Consider the following 20,493-nt stretch of genomic DNA (forward strand, 5'->3'; position numbering starts at 1 on the left):
GCTAGCGAAGCCTCAGCACGAATCGAAGCCCGAGGCCGTAATCCTCGTAGGAGTCACGCTCGAGCACGACGTAGATGGCGTCGCGCTCCCGCGCGAGCCCCTCGCGGAGCTTGTAGGTGGCCTCGAGCGTCAGCGTGCCCGAACGCGAGACATCGCGGCCGGTCGTGACCTCGAGCCGATCCAGGAACGACTCCTTGTCCTCGTCCTCGAACCCGCCGGACGAGAACCAGCCGCGCACGAGGTCCTTGGCCACGTAGAGCGCCACGGATTGACCGGCCGCTTCGATGCCGCCGCCGCGGCTCGGCGGCTGGCCCGAGAGCACGAGCAAGAGAAGGTCCTCGGGCGCGAGCGGAGGCGACGAGGAGAGCTCGACGTTCGGCGCGTCGTAGTCGCCGTCGACGTTCACGGTGACGTCGTAGCCCGCGAGGCGCGTGGTGCCGACAAGGTCAATGCGGGGGATGTCGGGGCTGTCGGGATCGAAGCGAATCAGGCCGGTGGGGAAGCTGATGGTCCCTGCGGGAACCGCCAGTTCGAGCGGATCGAAGAACACCTGACCGATGGGGGTGGGCTGTGCGGCCGTGCCGATGAGCTGGAGTTCGGCGCGGATCTTACCGCGCGCGATGCGACCCTTGAGCGAGAGCGCTTCCGTGGTTCGGATCTTCAGATCCAGCTTCACCGTATCCGGTCCGAACGCCGGGATCCGGATGCCGCGGCGGACCGCCTGGGGCGCCTTCGATCCGCCCGCCAGGAGCCCCTGGAACTCGATGGGAGACCGGAGGCGGCCGCCAGCCAGCGCGACGTCACCGCCGACGACCAGGGCGCTGGTGCGGCCCCTGAGCGTCAGGTCGACGTCCGCGCGAATCAGGGCGTCGGTGCTCCGCGCGAGGAGCACCTCGGTTCCCTTGATCGTGGCGTCGATCCGGGGCTGTCCCTGCTCGTAGAGAACCGTCCCGCCGATCGACACGGGTGACGCGCCGAGCTCCATGTCGGCGCGGACGATCTGGATCTGGATCGGGTCGAGCTTGATCTCGACCTGTGCGTTCTCCAGCGGTGGAAGACCGCGATAGCGGGCGCCGCCGTCCTTCAGAACGAGCGTTGCGTTCGGCTCCAGATCCCGGAGGCTGCCGCGTACCTGTGCGAGTCCGGAGAGGCTGCCGCTGGTCTCGCGGAGTTCAGGCAGGAATCGCGCGATCCAGTCGAGCGAGTCGAAGTCGAGCTTCGCCTCGGCCGTGATCGCGGAGCTTCTCCACTCCTCCAGACGCGCGGCCGGGTCGGCGACGAGGGCCGTGGCGTCCAGCGACCGCGCGAGCGACCCGCTCACGACCGCGTGCGCCACCTTGCCGAGGCGAACGTTCGAAGGCTCCAGCGTGATCGCCTCGTCGAAGCGGAGAGCGAGGGAGCCGGTGAGCGCGTCGGGAAGGAGGGGAACCCGTCCGACCGCCGGTGCGAGTCGGGCTTCCTCGACATCGAGCTGGAGGCTTCCGCGCAGAGAGTCCCAGGCGCCATCGAGGTGGACGTTCGCGAAGGCGCGGCCGCTCAGGCGTTCCACGAAGGGAAGAGACTCCTGGCCGAGGAAGAGACTGATCGGCGGGGTGGACAGCGTGGCCGCGTCCATGCCCAGGCGAACCTGGAGGTCCACCTTGCCAGGGCCGAGCAGTTCGCCGGTGGTGGCGAGCGGCGCTCCGCCCGCGATCTGGAGCTGGAGAGCGTCCAGCTCGACGAGGACGTCTTGGAACTCGATTCGTTCGTCTGCCCACGTGGCCTTGAGTTTGGCTCTCATCGGCGCGGCGGCGGGGTCCCTGGAGCGATCGAGAGCAAGGTCGATCGCGGCCTCGACGCCCTGGGTTCTGGCGCTCTTGGTTCGAATGGCCGCTGTGCCGTGGAGCGCGCCGAACCGCATCCCCTCGGCGGCCGCGAACTCGCCGACGAATGGCTCCAGCTCGAGGCCTTTGATCTCCAGATCGAGGGCGAGGCCCTCCGCCGTCTCTGAATCGAAGGTGAGCGCCGCCCGTCCCTTGCCGGTCGTGAGTACGAGCCCGTCGATCTTCACGTGCTCCCCTTCGACCAGGATGGGCACGGGCTCGGCCAGCGCGAGGGTGGCGCCATCGCTTTCCCAGCGAAGCGTCTGCAGCAGCAGGTCGAGGGGGCGTCCGTCGAGCGGCAGCCCGATGCGAGCCGAAGCGCTGGCGTTGCCGTACTCCGTCTTGCATTCGACGCTGTTCAGGTCGAGCACGCCGTCCATCAGCGCGCCGTCCGCCGCCACGTCGCGCATCATCTGGCCGCCGACGTTCAGCGAGTCGGCAAAGAGCTCGACGCTACCCGAGGGATTCGCGAGCTCGCCTGCGAGGCTGAATTCTGCGCGCAGTCCGCGGATGGGCTCGAGGGAAGAATGCAGGCTCTGCGGGCGATCGATCAAGACCGTGAGCTCGCCGTCGTCGAGGGTCCGTCCGTCGGCCAGCAGCGTACCGGAGCCCCTGAGCTCAGATCTCTCTCCGTCCACCGCTCGCAGTTCGTGCAGGTACACGCCTCTTCTGTCGGCGGTGGCGAAGCCGCTTACGGATCCGAGCCGGACGCCTGCGATCTCCAATTCTTCGCCGCTGATCGTGACGTCGCCCGTGGATATCTGACCTGGCATTGGCTCCAGCGCGATCGTTCCGCGGAGCTGGCCGCTCCACCCGGCAGCGTTCTGCGAATCGCCCGTATCCTCCACGCCACGGAGAGCGTTGACGACGCGATAGGCGTCCTGGACGTCCTTGAGATCGAACGCGATGTTTCCGCCCGCCTCGACTCCCTGGGGGCCGGAGGTCAGCGTGACGCCCGCGGGCGTCAGGTGGTTCGGCCCGACCGTCAGGCTGCCTTGCTCGATCGTCGTCTCCTCGGGGCTCCAGGCACCCACGAGTGCCTCGAGCGTCACGTCGATGCCTCGCGCCATCCCCTCCGGGATCGACGCCTTGACGCCGACCCGCCGCTCCGACTGGCGGACGACGGCACCGTCGACGACGGCGCTCCACTCGGCGGCCGATGCGGCCGTTCGAACCGTGAGTGGCGACGCTTCGGTGGCCGCGCCATCGATCTCGATCCCCTGGAAGCGGAGCGTGTCGGCAACGAGCCGGATCTCGAGGTCGCCGTCCGTGAGGGTCACCCGCGGGATGAGCGGCAGTCGCAGCGGGCCGGACTCCTCGCTCGAGGTGCTCGGCGCGGTGAGGTCGAGCCGAACGACGGGAGACGTGGCGCGCACCGACTCGATCAGCTCCAGACGGTTCAAGTTCCGCGCGAAGCCGATGAGGTCACCCTCGATGGAAACCTCATCGGCGGAGGCGGAGGTGAGAACGCCCAGCGGCTCCCCGTTCGCCTTGCGCAGGCTGAACCCTGCGACGTGGAGTCCAGTGCGCCAGTCGCCGTCGATGTCGCCGATCTCCAGTTCGAGCCCGGCCGCCATGCGCGCGATCGGCGGCGCGATGCGAACGAGGAGCGGATGGAGCGTGCGCTCGCGGGTGAAGTACAGCAGAGCCAGACCCGCGGGCACGAAGAGCGCGAACGCCAGGCCCACCCGAAAGAGAGTACGCGTCACCCGTCGCCAGCCCCGCTTCCGTCGCGCGGGAGGCGGAGAGTTCCCCGTTGAATGGGTCCGAGAGTGCTTCGACGAATCCGCCCGCGCCCTCTGCGGGAAAGTGGGATCCTGGGGGGAAGGGTCTTCCATGGGAGATGGCCGCCAGGTTTATCGACGATGCGAGCGGTGACCTCGACCCTTAACCATGGGTCTGGTGGCAAGACCTGGAAAAAAACTCCGGGGTAGCGACGGGGGGGCGCCGGGACGCTTTGGGGCAAAATGGCCCCGATGGATGCACCCTCACCCGACCCTTCCGGCCAGGCGCCGTCGGAGCCGCCCCCGCGCGCCGACTACGAAAGCACCCCGCTCACGAGGTCCGAGTACATCTCGGCGATCGTCCACCTCTACCGTGGAGAGCTTTACCGGGCGAACACGTGGCGGCTGCGCATCGATCAAACGACCAACTGGGCGGTCCTCACGACGGCGGGGGTTCTCACCTACTCCTTCGGCGAAGGCCACCCCTCGCCCTGGTCGATGATCGCCGGCCTCGCGATCGTGACGATGTTTCTCTTCATCGAGGCGCGACGATTCCGCTTCGCGGACGTCTGGCGCTCACGGGTGCGGATGATCGAGGAGAACTTCTACGGCCCCATCCTGCGCCGCGACCCGGTCAGTCCGGCGGAGCAGTGGGGGACCCTGGTGGCGGTGGATCTCTTCCGACCACGCTTCAAGACGAGCGCCATCGCCGCGCTTCGCACCCGTCTCCTTCGCAACTACCTTCCGATGTACGGCGTGCTTTTCGTCGCGTTCGTTCTGAAGGTGGGCACGCAGCCCACGGCGGTCCGGTCCTGGGCGGCGGTCCGCCAGCGCCTGGGCGGTGACGGGATGGTGCCGTGGTGGGCCTCCCTCGCGGTGCTAGGGGCCTTCGCGATCGGGTGCTTGCTCCTGATCGTCTTCGGCGGACGGACCTCGAGCTACGATCTCGACGATTGGACGTACGAGCTACCGGACGAACCGAGAGGCCGCTCGGCGCTCGATTACTGAGGGCGCTGAGCCGGAACTCCGCACTCCATAACTCCTACCCATGCAACCAGGGAAGCGGAGGAGGCGGGAGCGTCGAGGGGGCGCGAGCTTCGCCTGGAGAGCCTCGGTGATATGCAGGATGTCGTGGATCGTGAGCAGCCCCTTGGCCCCACCCTTCGTCCCGCCGCCCGGCAGTCCCCAGTATGCCAGCAGCCGGAAACGGAGGTTTTCGTGGGGCAGCGCGATGAGCGCTTCCGCCAAGACAGGCGGCGGCCCCCTGAAGCCGCTTTCCCCGGCATCCAGATCCTCTTCTATCCCTGACCATGCGAATTTCCGTTTCGAAGGCCATCGTCCTCTTGGCTTCCACCCTTGGCCCCCTCGCCCTGGCCACCCAGGCCTCCGCCCAGTGCGCCCCCACCTATGAAGGAACGTTCGCCGGCACCGGTTTCTCCCGTACGCTCGAGATCTCAGGCAACGTTCTCTACATCCCCGAGGAGAGTACGCCCAAGGGGGTCTCGATCGTGGATATCTCGACTCCCTCTGCGCCGAGTCTGCTCGGTCACTACAGCACGGGAACGTCCGCGACCAACGGAGTCGTCGTCGCAGGAGACGTGGCCTACGTGGCGCACGACGGGTCGGAGCTCACGCTCGTGGACGTCTCGGATCCGACGAACCCCGTGCGGCTGGGTGGGCTGGCCACGGGCAGCAGTCTTCTCTCCGTGGCCGTTCAGGGATCGATCGCCTACGTGGGCCTTCTGGGTGACGAATTCCTGGTCGTCGACGTGGCGAACCCCAGGGCGCCCAGACTTCTGGCGTCCCTCCCGATGTCACAGCCCTACGACATCGAGATGGCAGGGCGATACGCCTACGTGGGCTGCCTCGGGGCCGGGCTTATGATCGTCGACATCCTGGATTCCTCGGCACCGGTGGTCATCGGCTCCTACGACACACCGGACTTCGCCATCGCTGTGGAGTACTCCGATGGGATCGCCTACGTGGCGGACCGGACGGCGGGTCTTCAATTGATCGACGTGACGGACCCGACGGGTCCCGTCTTCCTGGGGTCATTTCCCGGGGACGATGCCCGCAACATCGAAGTCTCCGGAAGCGTTGCGTACGTGTCGCGAAGACTGAGCGGGGTGGCCATCCTGGACGTATCGAATCCCGCCGCGCCGTCTTTGCTCGGCACCATCGCCTCGTCCGGATCCTCCATCGGGCTCGCGCTGCGCGGCAGCACCCTGTGCCTGGCCAAGCGCAATAGCGCCGACGGAACGGGGATCGATCTCCACGACGTTTCCGGGTGCGCGTCCGCCAGCGCGCCGAACGACGCCTGCGCAGACGCGATCTCCGTCGAGATGGGGTACACGAACTTCAGCAGTCTGTCTGCCACGGCCAGTGGCTCTCAGCTCTCCTGTCAGCCAGCCTCTCTCTCCCGTGATATCTGGTTCTCGTTCCGCGCGCCCGCGACGGCCACCACGGTGATCGACCTTTCGGGGTCGCGCTTCGATACGGTTCTCGAGGTTTTCGATGGGAGCGACTGCAGCCAGCTCACCTCCCTCGTCTGCGACGACGACAGCGGCGCCGGGCTGACGAGCCGCGTCGCGTTCGACGCCTCCGCCGGATCCGACTATCTGTTCTGCATCTCCGGATACGGAAACACGGCCGCAGGCCTTGGCTACATGCGGATCTCCCAGGACCTCGGCCTGGGCGACGCCATCTGTGCGGGGCAGGCCAACTCGACCGGCCTCGGCGGAACTCTCTCGATGGGGGGGAGCGACATCCCCGCGGACAACGCCCTCTCGATCCACGTCCAGGACCTGCCCGCGAACTCGCTCGGGTACTTCGTCACGTCCTCCGACCTGATTCCCGTCGCCAACCCGGGAGGCAGCATGGGAGATCTCTGCATCGGAAGCCTCTCCATGGGCCGCTTCGCGGGCGATGTTCTGGACTCAGGCCCCTCCGGGCAGGTGTCTTTCACGCCCGATCTCAGCGCGCTCCCGACACCGTCGGGAAGCGTGGCCGCCGCGCCCGGCGATACCGTGTGCTTCCAGTTCTGGTATCGCGATATGGTGGCGGGCCAGACCACCTCGAACTTCTCGGGCGCACGCTGCGTCACGTTCCGCAATCTGCCCTGAAAGCGAGGCCGGCGAGTGGATCGTCGAGTGGATCAGCGAGCGCGGCCAAGGCTCGGGTGGGCGAACGCCTTTCGAGCTACGCTTCCTCGGGTCGCACGTTGACGTGACGGTTGGGCGGCTGATCGCTCCCCTCGATCGCTTAGGTGAGCGCCTTGAAGGCGGTTCGCCAGCGTGAGCCCATCGTTGCTGTTGCTGCCGTGAACGGCGTCGACCCAGATTCGCTGGGCCAGCGCCTGGCCTGTACCGATGAAGCCAGCGAGGAGGAGGAGAACGGCGAGGCGGAGCATGGGGAGTGGCATGACAAGTGGGCGGGAGTGATGGGACCCTCCTTGAGTCACACCCGAGCGGTGGGTCACAGCTGGACTCGCTCGTGAGCACCTGAAAGCTCGCGATGATTGATTCGATGGGCTCTATCCGGAGCGATTCCAGCAGCTGGAGCAACGTCTCGGAGGCGTAGCGTGGCCATGGCGCCTTGCGCGCAACCCGCTTCGAACTTGGCCGGTCCGTTCCTCTGGAATGGACGATCCACCGGACATCTTCAGGGGCACGGGGGGCCGCTCGCCGCTCCAGAATTTCGTCAGGGCGCACCTTCCCGGTTTCCTCGCGGAGTTCGAGGACGAGAACGGCGGTCGTTCCCTGCCGAAGTACGTCATCCAGGAATTCGAGGCTGTACTCGAATGCGGCGATCCAGCGTTCGGCTTCAGCCGCCTCCGTTGCCCCTCCTGCGCAACGGACACGATCGTGCCGTTTTCCTGTAAGGGTCGAACGTTCTGTTCCTCCTGCGGCGGGCGCCAGATGGCGCAGACGGCCGCGCACCTCGTCGACAGGGTCTTCCCCGATGTTGATGTGCGCCAGTGGGTACTCACGGTCCCCAGGCCGCTACGCCTGGCGATGGCGATGAACGCGGAGCTTTGCCGAGAGGTCACGCGGGCACACATTCGCGCGGTCTCTGCGTCCTACAAACGCCGCGGACAAGTGACCCTGGGTCGTCAGCAGCAACAGGTGCAAGTTGACCCAGAGGGTGACCCAGAGGAAGCCGCAGCTTCCGTTTCTTCCTCCCCGGTCCGGCTGGACATCGGCGCCGTGAACTCGACGCAGCGTTTTGAATCCTCGTTGGGGCTCAATGTTCACTTCCACTCCCTCTACCTGGACGGTGTGTACGTCACGCGCAGCGCTTTCGAGTCTCCCGTCTTTCTGCCCGCGGATCCTTTGACGTCGGCGGAGGTCGCACGTGTGCACGGTGACGCGATCGAGCGCATCCGTCGGGTGCTGAAGCGCTACTCCCTCGACCCGATCGCACTCGGTCTGCCCCTACGCAAAGGCGACGACCCCCCTTGGGAGTACGCGGACGCGGGCGCTGATGAGCAGCCGCTTCTCGATTTTGGCGACGCGCGTGATGATGCGTTCTTTCCGGCCCTGAAGGCTGCCTCGGTGAAGTCACTGGTGCCTTTCGGTCCTGGTGCTGGGCAGCCGCTGAAGCGCCTCATCGACCCTGATCTCGGCCTTGCGTTCCAGTCGTCGGGTTGGGGAGGTCAGTACGTGCCGCCTCCACTGGTGGTGAACGCTGACGGGTTCTCGTTGCATGCGGCGACGCTGATCCGGAAGGGTCAGCGGGCGCAGCTGGAGAAGCTCTGCCGCTACGTGACGAGGCCCGCCATCAGTCTCGAGCGCTTCGAGGTCCGTCCCGATGGCATGGTCTCATGGCTGTTACGTAAGGCCTGGCGTGATGGGACCAAGGGATTCGTCATGACTCCGTACCAGTTCATGGCTCGACTGGCGGCGCTCGCGCCGCATCCACGCGAGCATCAGTTGACGTATCAGGGAGTGCTGGCCCCGGCCTCATCATTGCGTGATCTGGTGGTCCCGCGTCCCGTGGTTCGGAAGGAGCCGAAGGATGTGGACGTCGCCGATGAAGACGGCTCGAAGAGTGCGGGGGAGTCGTCGAAGGACCAGAGATACATCCGCTGGGCAGATCTCTTGAAGCGGGTTTTTTCGGAGGATGTTCTCCGCTGCCCGCGCTGCCGGGGCCGCAGGCACATGATCTCCGTGATCACAGATCCGGAGACAGCGCGGAAGGTGTTGGAGGGGGTGAGAGCGGCAGCGAGGAGGTCATCCGATTCGCCCGGTGGGGGAGACCCGTCATCGCCAGGGCCGAGTCGTTCCCCACCGGCAGAGCTCAAGGTCCGAATACCGATGCCGCCTCGGCAGGGGCGGCTGAACTTCGGGAAGTAGGGCGCTGCGATAGAGCGGCGCGTGGGTCACCGGGCTCGGTGACATGAGACCAGCCAGCACTCTTGAGGAGGGTGCTGGCTGAAGGCCGTGGTGAAGCGAACCGGTGGTGCTCGTCGGAGGGGGCGAAATCGGGCGAGTTCGGCTCAGCGAAGAGCCCGATGGCCGCTCGGGCGCTCCCGTGTGGCCCGCGAGGATGGGGGTAGCGAAGAATCAGGCCCCAGGCTACGGTTACCGAGGTGTCGACACCCCGCTTGGAAGTCCTATCCGTCATGCCGCCGCTCCGTCGCTCCCGGCGGCGCCACGGGAACGTGCACCTCGAGGGCGATCCCCCGAAAACCAAGGGCTGCGATCCGGTCGAGTTCCCGCAGGAAATCCGGGCTCGCGAGCTCACTCGCGGTCGCCTTCACCTCGACCCGCGCCCCACTCTTCGTCAGCCGCATCGAGGGCGACCTCCGTTCGATCGGGAAGCGCTGGAGGCTCGCCTTCCAGCGCTCGCGCAGCGACCGATCCAGATCCACGTTCCCGGCCACCGCCAAGCCCCAGGCTTCGGCGACTCCCATTCCGAGTTCTTCGCACAGACACCGCGCGAGTCGCGCTTCCGCAGGCGCCAGAACCATCCGATTCCTCCCACGTCCAGGCCCGACGATCTTACGGTTACCGAGGTGTCGACACCCCGCTTGGAAGTCCTATCCGTCGCGTGGAAGGCAAGGGTTCAAAGACGCGTTACGTGCCCGTGCACGCCGCGGCGCTCGTGGCCATCGACGAGTACCTCGAGGCAGCGGGCCATAGGGAAGAGAAGAAGGGTCCCCTCTTCCGGCCGGTGCGCAACCCGCAGGGCGGCCTAGAGGGCGCGATCACGGGCGATGGCCTCTACAAGATGGTGAAGAGCTACGCGCTGCGGGCGGGTGTGCATGTGGACGGGCTGTGTCTGCATGCGCTGAGGGCGACGGCGGCAACGAATGCCTTGGAGCATTCAGCCGACATCGCATTCGTCCAGGGGTGGTTGGGCCATGCGAATATCAGCACGACGCGGCTCTATGACCGGCGGCGCTCACGGCCGGAGGACTCTCCCACCTTCAAGGTGTCATACCAATGAAGGTCGGGATTGCTGGAACGGTGTCGATCTGTCGCGGCGCTAATCTCGATTGATGAAAGTGAGATGGCAGTGATCGAGATAGTCTCTCCAGAGCATGAACATGTATTCCTCGCTTTTGGGTGGCGCATCAGGGTTCCGTGTGGGTAGGCGCCGGTGCCAGGTAGAATGGGCGCATGAACTTCGAAGAGGCGCTGCATGAGATTCTGTCATTGCCAAGTCCCTGGGAGATCATGCACGTGGAGCTGATCAAGGACGAGCGGCTCGTGGAGGTGCAGGTCCGGCACCAAGGTGAAGAGTTGCACTGCCCTGAGTGCGGCGCACCGTCTCCAGGGTACGACTCCCGGAACCGGCGCTGGCGCCATCTGGATCTCTGCGAGTACCAGACGAGCATCGTCTGTGATGTTCCGAGAGTGGAGTGCGTTGAGCACGGCGTCAAGCAGCTGCTGGTTCCTTGGGCCGAGGTCTCTGCACGCTTCACGGCCAGGTTCGAGTGCCACGTGATCGACCTGCTTCTGATCACGCCCATGAGTGCGACCGCTAAGCTCCTTGGGCTGAGCTGGGATCAAGTCGCAGGGATTCAGGCGCGCGCTGTGAAGCGAGGTCTGGAGCGGCGGGGAGACGTGAGTCCCAAGTGGATCGGAATCGATGAGACATCCTTCCAGAAGCGGCATGAGTACGTCAGCTGCGTCTCTGACCTGCTCACGAGCAAGGTGATCTACGTCGCCGATGGCCATGGGCAGGACTCCATTCAGCCATTCTTCGATGGATTGAGCCCCGCCCAGCTCGCAGGCATCGAGGTCTGCGCGATGGACATGCACGACCCCTTCATCAACGTGGCGGCGGTCGCGTTGCCGAACTGGGAGGAGGCGCTCTGCTTCGATCGGTTCCACGCCGCTCAGCTCTTCGGTCGCGCCGTCGACGAAGTCAGGCGTGCCGAGAACAAGGTCCTCATCGCGGCTGGAGATGACTCGCTGAAGAAGACCAAGTTCCACTGGCTCAAGAGCCTGAAGACCATGTCGAAGCGGATGAAGCGGGAGTTCAAGGCGTTGCAGGCGCTGTCGCTCGACGTTGCGAAGGCTTGGGCGATCAAGGAGATGGCCTCGAAGCTGTGGCACTACAAGTCCAGGACGTGGGCCAAGAAGGCGTGGCTACAGCTCTGCGACTGGGCAGACGAGACGGGCCTTGCGCCCATGCAGAGAGTGGCCCGGACCATCCGCCTCTACTGGATCGGCATCGTCAATGCCGTCGTCCATGGCGCCTCGAACGCAGCGTCCGAGAGCATCAACAGCCGAATCCAGAGGCTCAAGGGGCGGGCGAATGGCTACCGCAACCGGGACCGCTTCCGTGACGCGATCATGTTCCACCTTGGTGGCCTCGACCTCTACCCGCGGCTGGCTACCCACACGGAACCCTGATGCGCCGAAAATTTCCACCAGATAAATGGCGGCCAAGCCGCTCCCCCTACGTTGGAAGGGAGAGGCACGGGTCCATTCGGACCGTCGCCGTATCCTGTCTCTTGGAGCCATCTCCCTCCGGCGTCGAGCTCAAGGACGACATGGCTTCCCCATCCCCTCCTTCTCCTATTCGTCCCTCATGCGGACTCATCGTCTCCAAGTGCTACTCCGCTCTTGGGCTCCAAGTCGGGTTCAGGTGCGTCCGAGATTAATCTGAAGGCTGAGACGGCTTCGGGCACCGCGCCTCGATTGCTGTCCGTGGCCGAGCTTCAGCAGCTCGGGAGGCGGTTCGTCGGAAGCAGCCTTTGCTCAGTTCGCTCTAGAACTTCTTGTGCGATCAGAGCGCTGCCTAGATGAACCCGGTGGCTGGCGTGAAGCGACTCGCGGCCAGCAACAACTGAGGCAAGGCGCTAGTGCTGTCGGATGAGCAGGCTTGTAGGCAGCTTCAGGGCCCCCCATCGGCATGAAACTCAAGACTGCGCGATTGGGGATCCTTTTGGCCTCTCTGTTTCACGCGTTGCGGCATACGGGGCTCGGCATAGATGGTTGGGCCGCTGCGCGAGCGGAGAGAAGTCCCCTACGCACGAGTCGAAGGCGCTCGAGTATCAGGCAGCGACGGCCACTCTTCTGAGGAAACCCTCACTGACACGCTTACGCCGCGACGAGCCTGCGTCCTCCAAGGCGCATCTGTTGCACGACGCCTTTGTCAGCTATTGCGAGAAAATGACGTCCGGGAAACTGACGTCGTTCGTGGATACCTTGAAGCGCGAGTTCTCCCCAGTGGATGCCATAAATCTCTCTTCCTTTAGGAAGTCCGAGTATGAGCTTACTTGCGTGATGATCGGTATCCAACCGTCTCCGTATAGTCCTCCAGTTACCTGTCGGCTTACGGTGTATGTGACGGAGGTGTCTTCAATCTTCTCCAGCTCGTATTCTGATATCACCTCATGTGCACGTTCTAGGAATACCGGCTCGGAGTCAGAGAAGGTAACCGTTGAATTCCCGGCTGTATTGAGTTCAATGACTTTGACTTCGAGATCGCTGTGCCTCAGCAAGGCGATCTCAGATTCAACGTTAAGCCCGAAGATGGTAAGGCTACCCTCTGACTGAAAGGAGAATATCCCGCTGTGTTTAAATGGGTCAGATTTTAGGCGACTAAAGCTCCCCTTCCCCTTGCGGTAGAATGTCGCGTAGTCGGCATTTTTACCGAGAATTGGAACGGTGATTGGTATGTCGCGAGAGATCTGGAGATCCACGCGCTCCTGGCTAGGCATTCCACTGTTGATTGAGCAAGCTGTGTCGCTTAGCTCGGTCGACCATCCATTCCCAAAGGCAATGAATCGGTACTCCCCGTCCTTCGCGGTATCAGTTGCCCACCAAAGCTTTGAATCCGAAACTGACCCGATCATGCGAGATCGCCGCGACTTCGTCTCAAGATAAAAAACGCTGCCCGTGAGATCGTCGATTGAGTCAATGTTGATGTTTATGCCATCGATTCCGCTTAGGCTAATCTGTATATTGCTTGGGTGGATGAACGTCGGCTCCGTGTAGTCGAATGGATCGCCTGAAACACCGTCTGCGTCGAATAGAAGTATGCAACGGTATTCCGAGCCCTTGTGGAGTGAGGCGATTGATGCCGTTTCACCTGTGTCGTATCGGGAGATTTTTTCGACGGAATCTCCATGACTAAGTGCTCCGCGGTGGTGCAGGGATTGGCCGTCGAGATAGAGCCTGTGTTTGTTGAGCGGAGCGATTACGACTTCATTTGGCTTCATGCCGGTTAATTCGGATAACCCTACCAGCTCAACGGATGAGGTGTCCAGTTTGCGAAGGCCTGTAAGTTCGGGTGGCAAAACTCTCGATGTATCTACTAGGAATGACGGGCCGCGAAGCTGCCGCATAAGCGCCCACTTGTTCTCACTGAAGATTTGTTTCCCTTCAATTGATTTCGATGGAAACCATGAAGAACCAATGCTTAGCGTACCGGGCCGGCCTTCGTTATAGTCAGTGGAGTCCAAGGAGCGAATCTCCAGAGATAGTCCAGTTGCCTGACCGGTGGAGTGTTTGGGCGGATGGTCTGTTGCACCTGGAGAGGGGTTCACTTTTTGTCTTTCCCCAGAGTGTGCACTAGCTTTTACGACTTGACCTTCATGGAGAGGTGCGCTCATGTCGGCATTGCCAGAGTCATGAATTCCGTCTATCGGCGTGACGGAATCGCTAGCTAATTGGCTCCATGAATAGGCCATAATGACTATTACGGCTAGGCCGATAACTAGGCGATTAGTTTTCTTCATGATTTAGACGAAATGTGTAAATGAACGCGGCGCGCGCTGCGGGGGAATTGCAGCGAGCGCCCAAGGACTTTCACGGACTAGTGTCGCTCTAGAGAGGTCCTGCGGGCCCGGTAGGGTTTGCCACAGCATCAGACCAAACGCCATCCCCATCGTTGCAACCTGGACTGTTGTTGCCAGTCCAGGAGTATGCGATGTGGACCGATTTCTTCGGCTGATTTGACTTGAAGCTAATGACGGCTTCGCCTGCGGCGTTCGTCGAGACAGTGTAGTCCTGAGGGTCACGCAACGGAGTCGAAGAGCCGTCCCTTGTGATGGAGTCGATCTGGCCTCCGTCCATGTCGATCGTGAGGGTGTCGTTCAGTGTGCTGCCGTTCTCCGATGACTCGATGTTGCCATTCCCTAGAACCGTTGCTGCGAGGGCGGTGGCAGTCAGGAGGAGAGCGGTAGAGAGTGAAGTTGCGAGTTTCATGATAGTTCTCTGTTCAGTTTTGGCGTGCGTAACCGCCGAGAAGGTATTTAGCGGCGATTGAGGTGTAGTCACGTTTGAGTTACTCAGGGTGACCGTGATCTAGACGCATTGTCTAGGCCTTGATTATACCATTGCACAATGGGCAGCCGTGGCTCTGGTGAGGCAACCGTGAAGAAGGAGTAAATCTATCGCGGTATGCAACCGCAATTCACCGCTCTAGAAATCGAATTTCCTTTGTGCGGTTCGAATAGCACATTATGTAAGGATATTGAAAGGCCCTCTTTCTCTGTGCTGGGAGTCACCGTGTAGTCCTTAGACCCTTAACCGATCGCCCGTTTTGCACATGTCAAGGGCAGGGTGATGTAGCAAAGCCGCGCGACCAGCGCTGGAGCGTTTGGGCACAAGGGGGTACGCGTTCAGGGGCCTGAATCCCGCTTTTTGGGGGGCTGAGTGGGGTCCACGGCGATGCCCGAGGGCGGCAGAGCCCCGATCCTACTTGAGGAGCGCCGGAGCCGCAGCCCCCGCAAGAACGTGATGAGCCACGTCGAGGACGAAGTCACGAAGGCTCCGCCCTGTCAGCTTCAACGTCGCCGACGCTGTCTGCATTCGCTCGACGAAGCGGCTCCCTCGATCGCTCTGACTGCCCAAGCTTGTCTTCCGGAGAATGACTCCCGGCCTCACCGTGCGCTCAACCACATTGTTGGTCGGCTCGATGCCTTCGTGATGGATGAAGGTCCACATCGACGGCTCGGTTCGAAGAATCCCGCGGCACATCGCAGGTGTCTCGTGCCCTCGATTGAGGGCCCCCTCGTCGAGCAGCTTGAGGACTCGTGTTCGCAACGGCTGCGACCATCGTCGCAGTTCGGCCCGACTGATCCTTTCCGATTCGTCCTCGCTTCGGTGCCGGTGCCACAATCGGAAGATGTCATTCATGGCCAAGAGGAGACCATCGCTGATCCAGCGGAGTTCCTTCTCTCCTTCAGCCATTCGTTGGAAGTCGCGGAGCAAATGAGCGAGGCAGACCTGGCGCTGGTCCAAGCCGACGAAGGAGTAGCCCGCGTACCTGTCGCTGATGAGGATGCCGGTGGGCTCTTCGCCGATCAACTCCTTGGCAACCTCAGCTCGGCGCGAGTCGCGGATCAGGAAGCAAACGGCGGTCTGTCCGACAGCAGCCCAGAGCCACGCGAGCTTCCCTTCTTGGCGCCATGTGGTCTCATCGAGGTGTTTGGTTGGCGACTCCTGCACGGCGGCGAGAGCCTCAGTGTGAGCATCTTCGAGCCCGTTGGTCATCCGTCGCTCGATGTTAGAGATCGCTCCAAGCGAGATCTCGACCCCATGGGCATCCGCGATGTAGCGCTGGATGTTGCGGCGCGACATCCGGTATTCTCCGCTCAGGAGCACGACCAGCGCCGACAGGTTCGGCCCGAACGAGCTTGGGTGAACTCCCGCAGGGAGGCTGGCGCGCTCCGTGGAGCCGCAGCCTGTGCACTGACTCACATGGAGGAGCCACTCATCGATCCTGGGCTTGACCGGCGGGATGTCGATGACCTGATGATGAAGCGGTGTCGCTCCGGTCCTCACCATCCGAGAGCTGCACTTTCTGCAGCTCTCGAGCAGGACGTCGTTCGACTGGTTCACGTCCTCGGGCGGCGCGGGCTTGCGCTGCACACCCTTGTGGCCAGGCTGGCCGCCGCGCTTCTTACCGGAGGGCTTCTTCTTCGAGAAGCGCTTAGTCCATGGGCCATCCGTGGAGGGCGGCTTGCTCGAGGTACGGGACGTCTTGGGCTTGCGGGCCTTGAGGCGCTCTACCTCGCCACTCAGCTTCTCGACCACCTTCCGCAACGCCTGCAGCTCAGCTGCAAGCGAGGTACACGAAGGGCAATCCGGATCGGGTTCAAGCTGCGCGGCCACCTTCTTGCCATCGGTACTCGAGCCCCCGAACTGGCCACCTACCCCCGTGAACGCTTACGGAAGTACGAGCACAGCTCCCTTGTCATCGATCACGAGGAACGCGCTGACTATACGCGGCAAAACGGGCGACGCTGGGCATCCGGATGCTTAGCGCACAACCGATGTGGCGGTCACTGATCAGCTCGCCTGTCTAGCTATGGACAGCTGGCTAGCTGGTTGGCCGGATCTGCTTGAGGGCTCGCAGCAGAAACCTTGCAAGCTCATCTTCGTACTCTGCTGTAGCTATGGGATTGCCATGCGGTGGCCGCTGGAGCTGTGGTGCTTTCGATCTCAGTGCCTCGAGGTCTTCGCCCGCCTGTAGAGCAAGGGACCAAAGCGCTCGAGTGAGGTGGCTAACGGAGACGTTGCACTGGGTGAGCTCGCCGACCTTGCGCCGCATCGGTCCGGCTGGACATCGGCGCCGTGAACTCGACGCAGCGTTTTGAATCCTCGTTGGGGCTCAATGTTCACTTCCACTCCCTCTACCTGGACGGTGTGTACGTCACGCGCAGCGCTTTCGAGTCTCCCGTCTTTCTGCCCGCGGATCCTTTGACGTCGGCGGAGGTCGCACGTGTGCACGGTGACGCGATCGAGCGCATCCGTCGGGTGCTGAAGCGCTACTCCCTCGACCCGATCGCACTCGGTCTGCCCCTACGCAAAGGCGACGACCCCCCTTGGGAGTACGCGGACGCGGGCGCTGATGAGCAGCCGCTTCTCGATTTTGGCGACGCGCGTGATGATGCGTTCTTTCCGGCCCTGAAGGCTGCCTCGGTGAAGTCACTGGTGCCTTTCGGTCCTGGTGCTGGGCAGCCGCTGAAGCGCCTCATCGACCCTGATCTCGGCCTTGCGTTCCAGTCGTCGGGTTGGGGAGGTCAGTACGTGCCGCCTCCACTGGTGGTGAACGCTGACGGGTTCTCGTTGCATGCGGCGACGCTGATCCGGAAGGGTCAGCGGGCGCAGCTGGAGAAGCTCTGCCGCTACGTGACGAGGCCCGCCATCAGTCTCGAGCGCTTCGAGGTCCGTCCCGATGGCATGGTCTCATGGCTGTTACGTAAGGCCTGGCGTGATGGGACCAAGGGATTCGTCATGACTCCGTACCAGTTCATGGCTCGACTGGCGGCGCTCGCGCCGCATCCACGCGAGCATCAGTTGACGTATCAGGGAGTGCTGGCCCCGGCCTCATCATTGCGTGATCTGGTGGTCCCGCGTCCCGTGGTTCGGAAGGAGCCGAAGGATGTGGACGTCGCCGATGAAGACGGCTCGAAGAGTGCGGGGGAGTCGTCGAAGGACCAGAGATACATCCGCTGGGCAGATCTCTTGAAGCGGGTTTTTTCGGAGGATGTTCTCCGCTGCCCGCGCTGCCGGGGCCGCAGGCACATGATCTCCGTGATCACAGATCCGGAGACAGCGCGGAAGGTGTTGGAGGGGGTGAGAGCGGCAGCGAGGAGGTCATCCGATTCGCCCGGTGGGGGAGACCCGTCATCGCCAGGGCCGAGTCGTTCCCCACCGGCAGAGCTCAAGGTCCGAATACCGATGCCGCCTCGGCAGGGGCGGCTGAACTTCGGGAAGTAGGGCGCTGCGATAGAGCGGCGCGTGGGTCACCGGGCTCGGTGACATGAGACCAGCCAGCACTCTTGAGGAGGGTGCTGGCTGAAGGCCGTGGTGAAGCGAACCGGTGGTGCTCGTCGGAGGGGGCGAAATCGGGCGAGTTCGGCTCAGCGAAGAGCCCGATGGCCGCTCGGGCGCTCCCGTGTGGCCCGCGAGGATGGGGGTAGCGAAGAATCAGGCCCCAGGCTACGGTTACCGAGGTGTCGACACCCCGCTTGGAAGTCCTATCCGTCGATGAACTCAGGCAGAAGCTTCACTCGATGATGCTCGCTGAGCCGTGGAAGGGGGGCAGCCCGTTTGCCTCGTACGAGCTCACTAACCTCGGCTCGAACATCCGGAGGGTCAAGGCGCGTATTCACGAGCTGTCGGTCACCGCTGAAGTCGAGCCGCCTGAGCCGGTCGAAGGAGACGGGTACCGGCTGGAGCACGACCAGCCGACGAACCGGGTGCGGTTCTTCTTTGACGAGAAGCCGAGCGACGCGGTGCGGCAAACTTTGAGAGCCAACGGTTTTCGGTGGGCACCGTCAGTGAAGGCTTGGCAGCGCCAGGCGAGCGCGAGCGGACAGGCAGCGGCCGAGCGCGTCAGACAGCAGCTAGAGCAGCTGCGTAGCTAGAGGAACTGAAGGCCAACGGCAGCACTGCAAATTACTGCTCCGCTGTCGGGCTCTCGTGGAACGCGAACTGCGGGCGACTGTGGCGGTCGGTACTTCGAGCGGAATCAGGCTGTATCGGCCACGCTGAGTAGTGTCAGGGGGGGCGGCTGCGTCAACGCTGGGTTTGAGCCGCAGCAGTGGATAGCGTCCGCCAGCGAGACGCCTCAAGGCCCGAAATTCGTCCAATTGCAATTTGGGCACAGTCCCGCTTGGGGGCGGCGGAGTGGATATGGGGAATATTCCCGATTCTTTAATCTGTAGAAAATGGAGTGGCTATCCAGCGCTGAAAACGGACGTGGGGCGTCTTCCGCGTTGGCGATACAGTGCCGGTACTCACTTTTTCGTGGTGAGCTTTCACAATTGGTTCCGGTGGGGGGGTATTGCCCAGAACGCCTATGTATAATAAAGGAGCTGCGGCGAGCAAGATCCGAGTTAGCGGTCCGCCGTGTCGTTGCTTTCTCGCACCGCGCCAGTTCCTTTGCCCACGGAACTCGGTTGCTCCGTTCTGCCTGGGCAACACATCATGATTTCAACCTCCTCACCTCTCGTCCGGACTGCAGTACTCCTCAGTGCCATAGCAGTCACATCCTCCCTCGCACCTGCCCAGACCGTCCTTCGCGTCAAGAAGGGCATCACAACCGGCCTGATGGACGGCTCGTCCTGGGCAAACGCCATCCCTGAAGTCAGCACCGCGCTCGTGGGCATCCTCCCCAATACCGAACTCTGGATCGCTGAAGGGGTTTACTTGCCCACGACGACTCTTGATGAGACAATCTCGTTTGAGATCCCGTCAGACGTCCGCGTCTACGGTGGCTTTGACGGGACAGAGCTTCTGCGCATTAACCGCGCTGGCCTTTTCGGCACTACCATTCTGTCTGGCAACATCACCGGAAATCCGACTTCAACCGGCAACACTGACCACGTTGTTGCGATGACGGGCGCAGACGCGTCGCGCATCGTTATTGACGGGCTGGTCATCCGTGACGGGTTCGCAGATGACACTGCTGGCACTGGGACAAACGCTCGTGGTGCAGGCATTCTGCTCAATTCGACCACTGCCGCAGACGAGGTGCGCCTGGCGAACCTTACCGTTCGAAACAACGCAGCTTTTGATTCCGGCGGCGGCATGGCCGGAATCAACATCGACAGCATGCAGATCACCAACTGTACCTTCCGCGAGAACGGTGCGGGACGACTTGTTAGCGGCACCTTTTTCGGAGAAGGGGGTGGTCTCTTCTTAGAAGAGCTTGCCACTACCAGCATCGGTGAAGTTGCCATCGGCAACACCCGCTTCATCGGTAATCGCTCACCAAGTGGTGGTGGTCTTGCGGTCACTCGAATCGCAGATGGCCGAGCGAGCATCTTCAACTGCTTGTTTCACGACAACCTCGCATTTGAAGAAGGAGGGGGTTTCCTTCACATCGTGAACCAAGACCCAGGCGGCGCTGGAGGAACGTTCTTTGTTTCACACTGCACCGTGACGGACAACGATGGCGGAGGTGCAAGCCTTGAAGACCTCGACAGCAACGCCACCAACAACACATCCACCATCATCGAAAGCTCCATCTTTTGGGGCAATCGTCTCATGCGAGGTGGAGTCACTGCTGTCGAGCGTGACCTCTTTGGTGACTCGACAGCCCTTGCCACGACAGTCGTTGCTTACTCTGACGTGCGAACGCAAGCGCCGGTCTTTCCCGGTACGGGAAATCTCAACGTTCCGCCCATGTTCAAGAACATCCCGAACGACAACTTCCGACTCAAGATCACCTCGCCGTGCATAGATTCGGCCAACGATCAGCCCATCGAGAACGTTCTCCTCGGCGATCAAGCGGATGTTGACCTTGACCTCATCACAGCCGAGTTTGTTCAGATTGACTTGGACGAAGTTCCGAGGGAGCGTGATGTCCCGGGTGTCGCAGGAACGGGACTTGACGCGGCTGAGCCGGGTAAAGTGTCGGATATGGGCTGTTTTGAGAACAACGATCCAACTGATCCCGGTGGCCCTGGCGGTCCAGGTGAGAACTAGGAC

The 20,493-nt window shown here is 62.8% G+C and carries 12 protein-coding genes; 8 read left to right on the forward strand and 4 right to left on the reverse strand.

What is annotated here, in order from left to right:
- Position 1: 1 nt before the first annotated feature.
- Positions 2 to 3,571, reverse strand: coding sequence for a translocation/assembly module TamB domain-containing protein (locus Poly30_RS04965; RefSeq protein ID WP_419190973.1), 3,570 nt, complete (start codon positions 3,569 to 3,571; stop codon positions 2 to 4).
- Positions 3,572 to 3,838: 267 nt separating this feature from the next.
- Here Poly30_RS04965 and Poly30_RS04970 point away from each other — a divergent pair, with 267 nt between their 5' ends.
- The 3 genes from Poly30_RS04970 to Poly30_RS04980 all read left to right on the forward strand — a co-directional run bounded on the left by Poly30_RS04970 (position 3,839) and on the right by Poly30_RS04980 (position 8,940).
- Entirely contained in the window at positions 3,839 to 4,594 is a 756-nt protein-coding gene (locus tag Poly30_RS04970; RefSeq protein WP_419190974.1) for a DUF2270 domain-containing protein, read from the forward strand.
- 302 nt (positions 4,595 to 4,896) lie between these two features.
- Positions 4,897 to 6,708 (forward strand): LVIVD repeat-containing protein, encoded by a 1,812-nt coding sequence (locus Poly30_RS04975; protein ID WP_145194923.1) that lies wholly within the window; start codon positions 4,897 to 4,899, stop codon positions 6,706 to 6,708.
- Positions 6,709 to 7,224: 516 nt separating this feature from the next.
- Positions 7,225 to 8,940: a transposase zinc-binding domain-containing protein gene (locus Poly30_RS04980; protein ID WP_145194924.1), complete on the forward strand. Its 1,716-nt coding sequence runs from the start codon at positions 7,225 to 7,227 to the stop codon at positions 8,938 to 8,940.
- 260 nt (positions 8,941 to 9,200) lie between these two features.
- Here the strand turns inward: Poly30_RS04980 and Poly30_RS28135 are convergent, their stop codons facing one another.
- Positions 9,201 to 9,500, reverse strand: a complete 300-nt coding sequence (locus Poly30_RS28135; protein ID WP_419190975.1) for a hypothetical protein — start codon at positions 9,498 to 9,500, stop codon at positions 9,201 to 9,203.
- A gap of 137 nt (positions 9,501 to 9,637) precedes the next feature.
- Here Poly30_RS28135 and Poly30_RS28140 point away from each other — a divergent pair, with 137 nt between their 5' ends.
- Both Poly30_RS28140 and Poly30_RS04990 read left to right on the forward strand, forming a co-directional pair.
- A complete protein-coding gene (locus Poly30_RS28140; protein WP_419190976.1) occupies positions 9,638 to 10,036 on the forward strand; it encodes a tyrosine-type recombinase/integrase in 399 nt (132 codons plus the stop codon).
- A gap of 173 nt (positions 10,037 to 10,209) precedes the next feature.
- Positions 10,210 to 11,451, forward strand: a complete 1,242-nt coding sequence (locus tag Poly30_RS04990; protein ID WP_145194926.1) for an ISL3 family transposase — start codon at positions 10,210 to 10,212, stop codon at positions 11,449 to 11,451.
- 749 nt (positions 11,452 to 12,200) lie between these two features.
- On the opposite strand, the gene Poly30_RS04995 is transcribed toward Poly30_RS04990, so the two are convergent.
- Together Poly30_RS04995 and tnpC are read right to left on the reverse strand one after the other, a co-directional pair.
- Positions 12,201 to 13,784, reverse strand: coding sequence for a hypothetical protein (locus Poly30_RS04995; RefSeq protein WP_145194927.1), 1,584 nt, complete (start codon positions 13,782 to 13,784; stop codon positions 12,201 to 12,203).
- Positions 13,785 to 14,745: 961 nt separating this feature from the next.
- Positions 14,746 to 16,164, reverse strand: coding sequence for an IS66 family transposase (tnpC, locus tag Poly30_RS05000; protein WP_145194928.1), 1,419 nt, complete (start codon positions 16,162 to 16,164; stop codon positions 14,746 to 14,748).
- 462 nt (positions 16,165 to 16,626) lie between these two features.
- Between tnpC and Poly30_RS05005 the strand changes: the two genes are divergently transcribed.
- The 3 genes from Poly30_RS05005 (at position 16,627) to Poly30_RS05015 (ending at position 20,490) form a co-directional block, all read left to right on the forward strand.
- A complete protein-coding gene (locus Poly30_RS05005) occupies positions 16,627 to 17,775 on the forward strand; it encodes a transposase (RefSeq protein ID WP_145194929.1) in 1,149 nt (382 codons plus the stop codon).
- 296 nt (positions 17,776 to 18,071) lie between these two features.
- Complete coding sequence (locus Poly30_RS05010) at positions 18,072 to 18,425, forward strand: hypothetical protein (protein WP_419190977.1); 354 nt, start codon at positions 18,072 to 18,074, stop codon at positions 18,423 to 18,425.
- Positions 18,426 to 19,110: 685 nt separating this feature from the next.
- Positions 19,111 to 20,490, forward strand: a complete 1,380-nt coding sequence (locus tag Poly30_RS05015) for a right-handed parallel beta-helix repeat-containing protein (protein ID WP_419190978.1) — start codon at positions 19,111 to 19,113, stop codon at positions 20,488 to 20,490.
- The last annotated feature ends 3 nt before the right edge of the window (positions 20,491 to 20,493 follow it).

This window comes from Saltatorellus ferox (assembly GCA_007751475.1).
GTDB lineage: Bacteria > Planctomycetota > UBA1135 > UBA1135.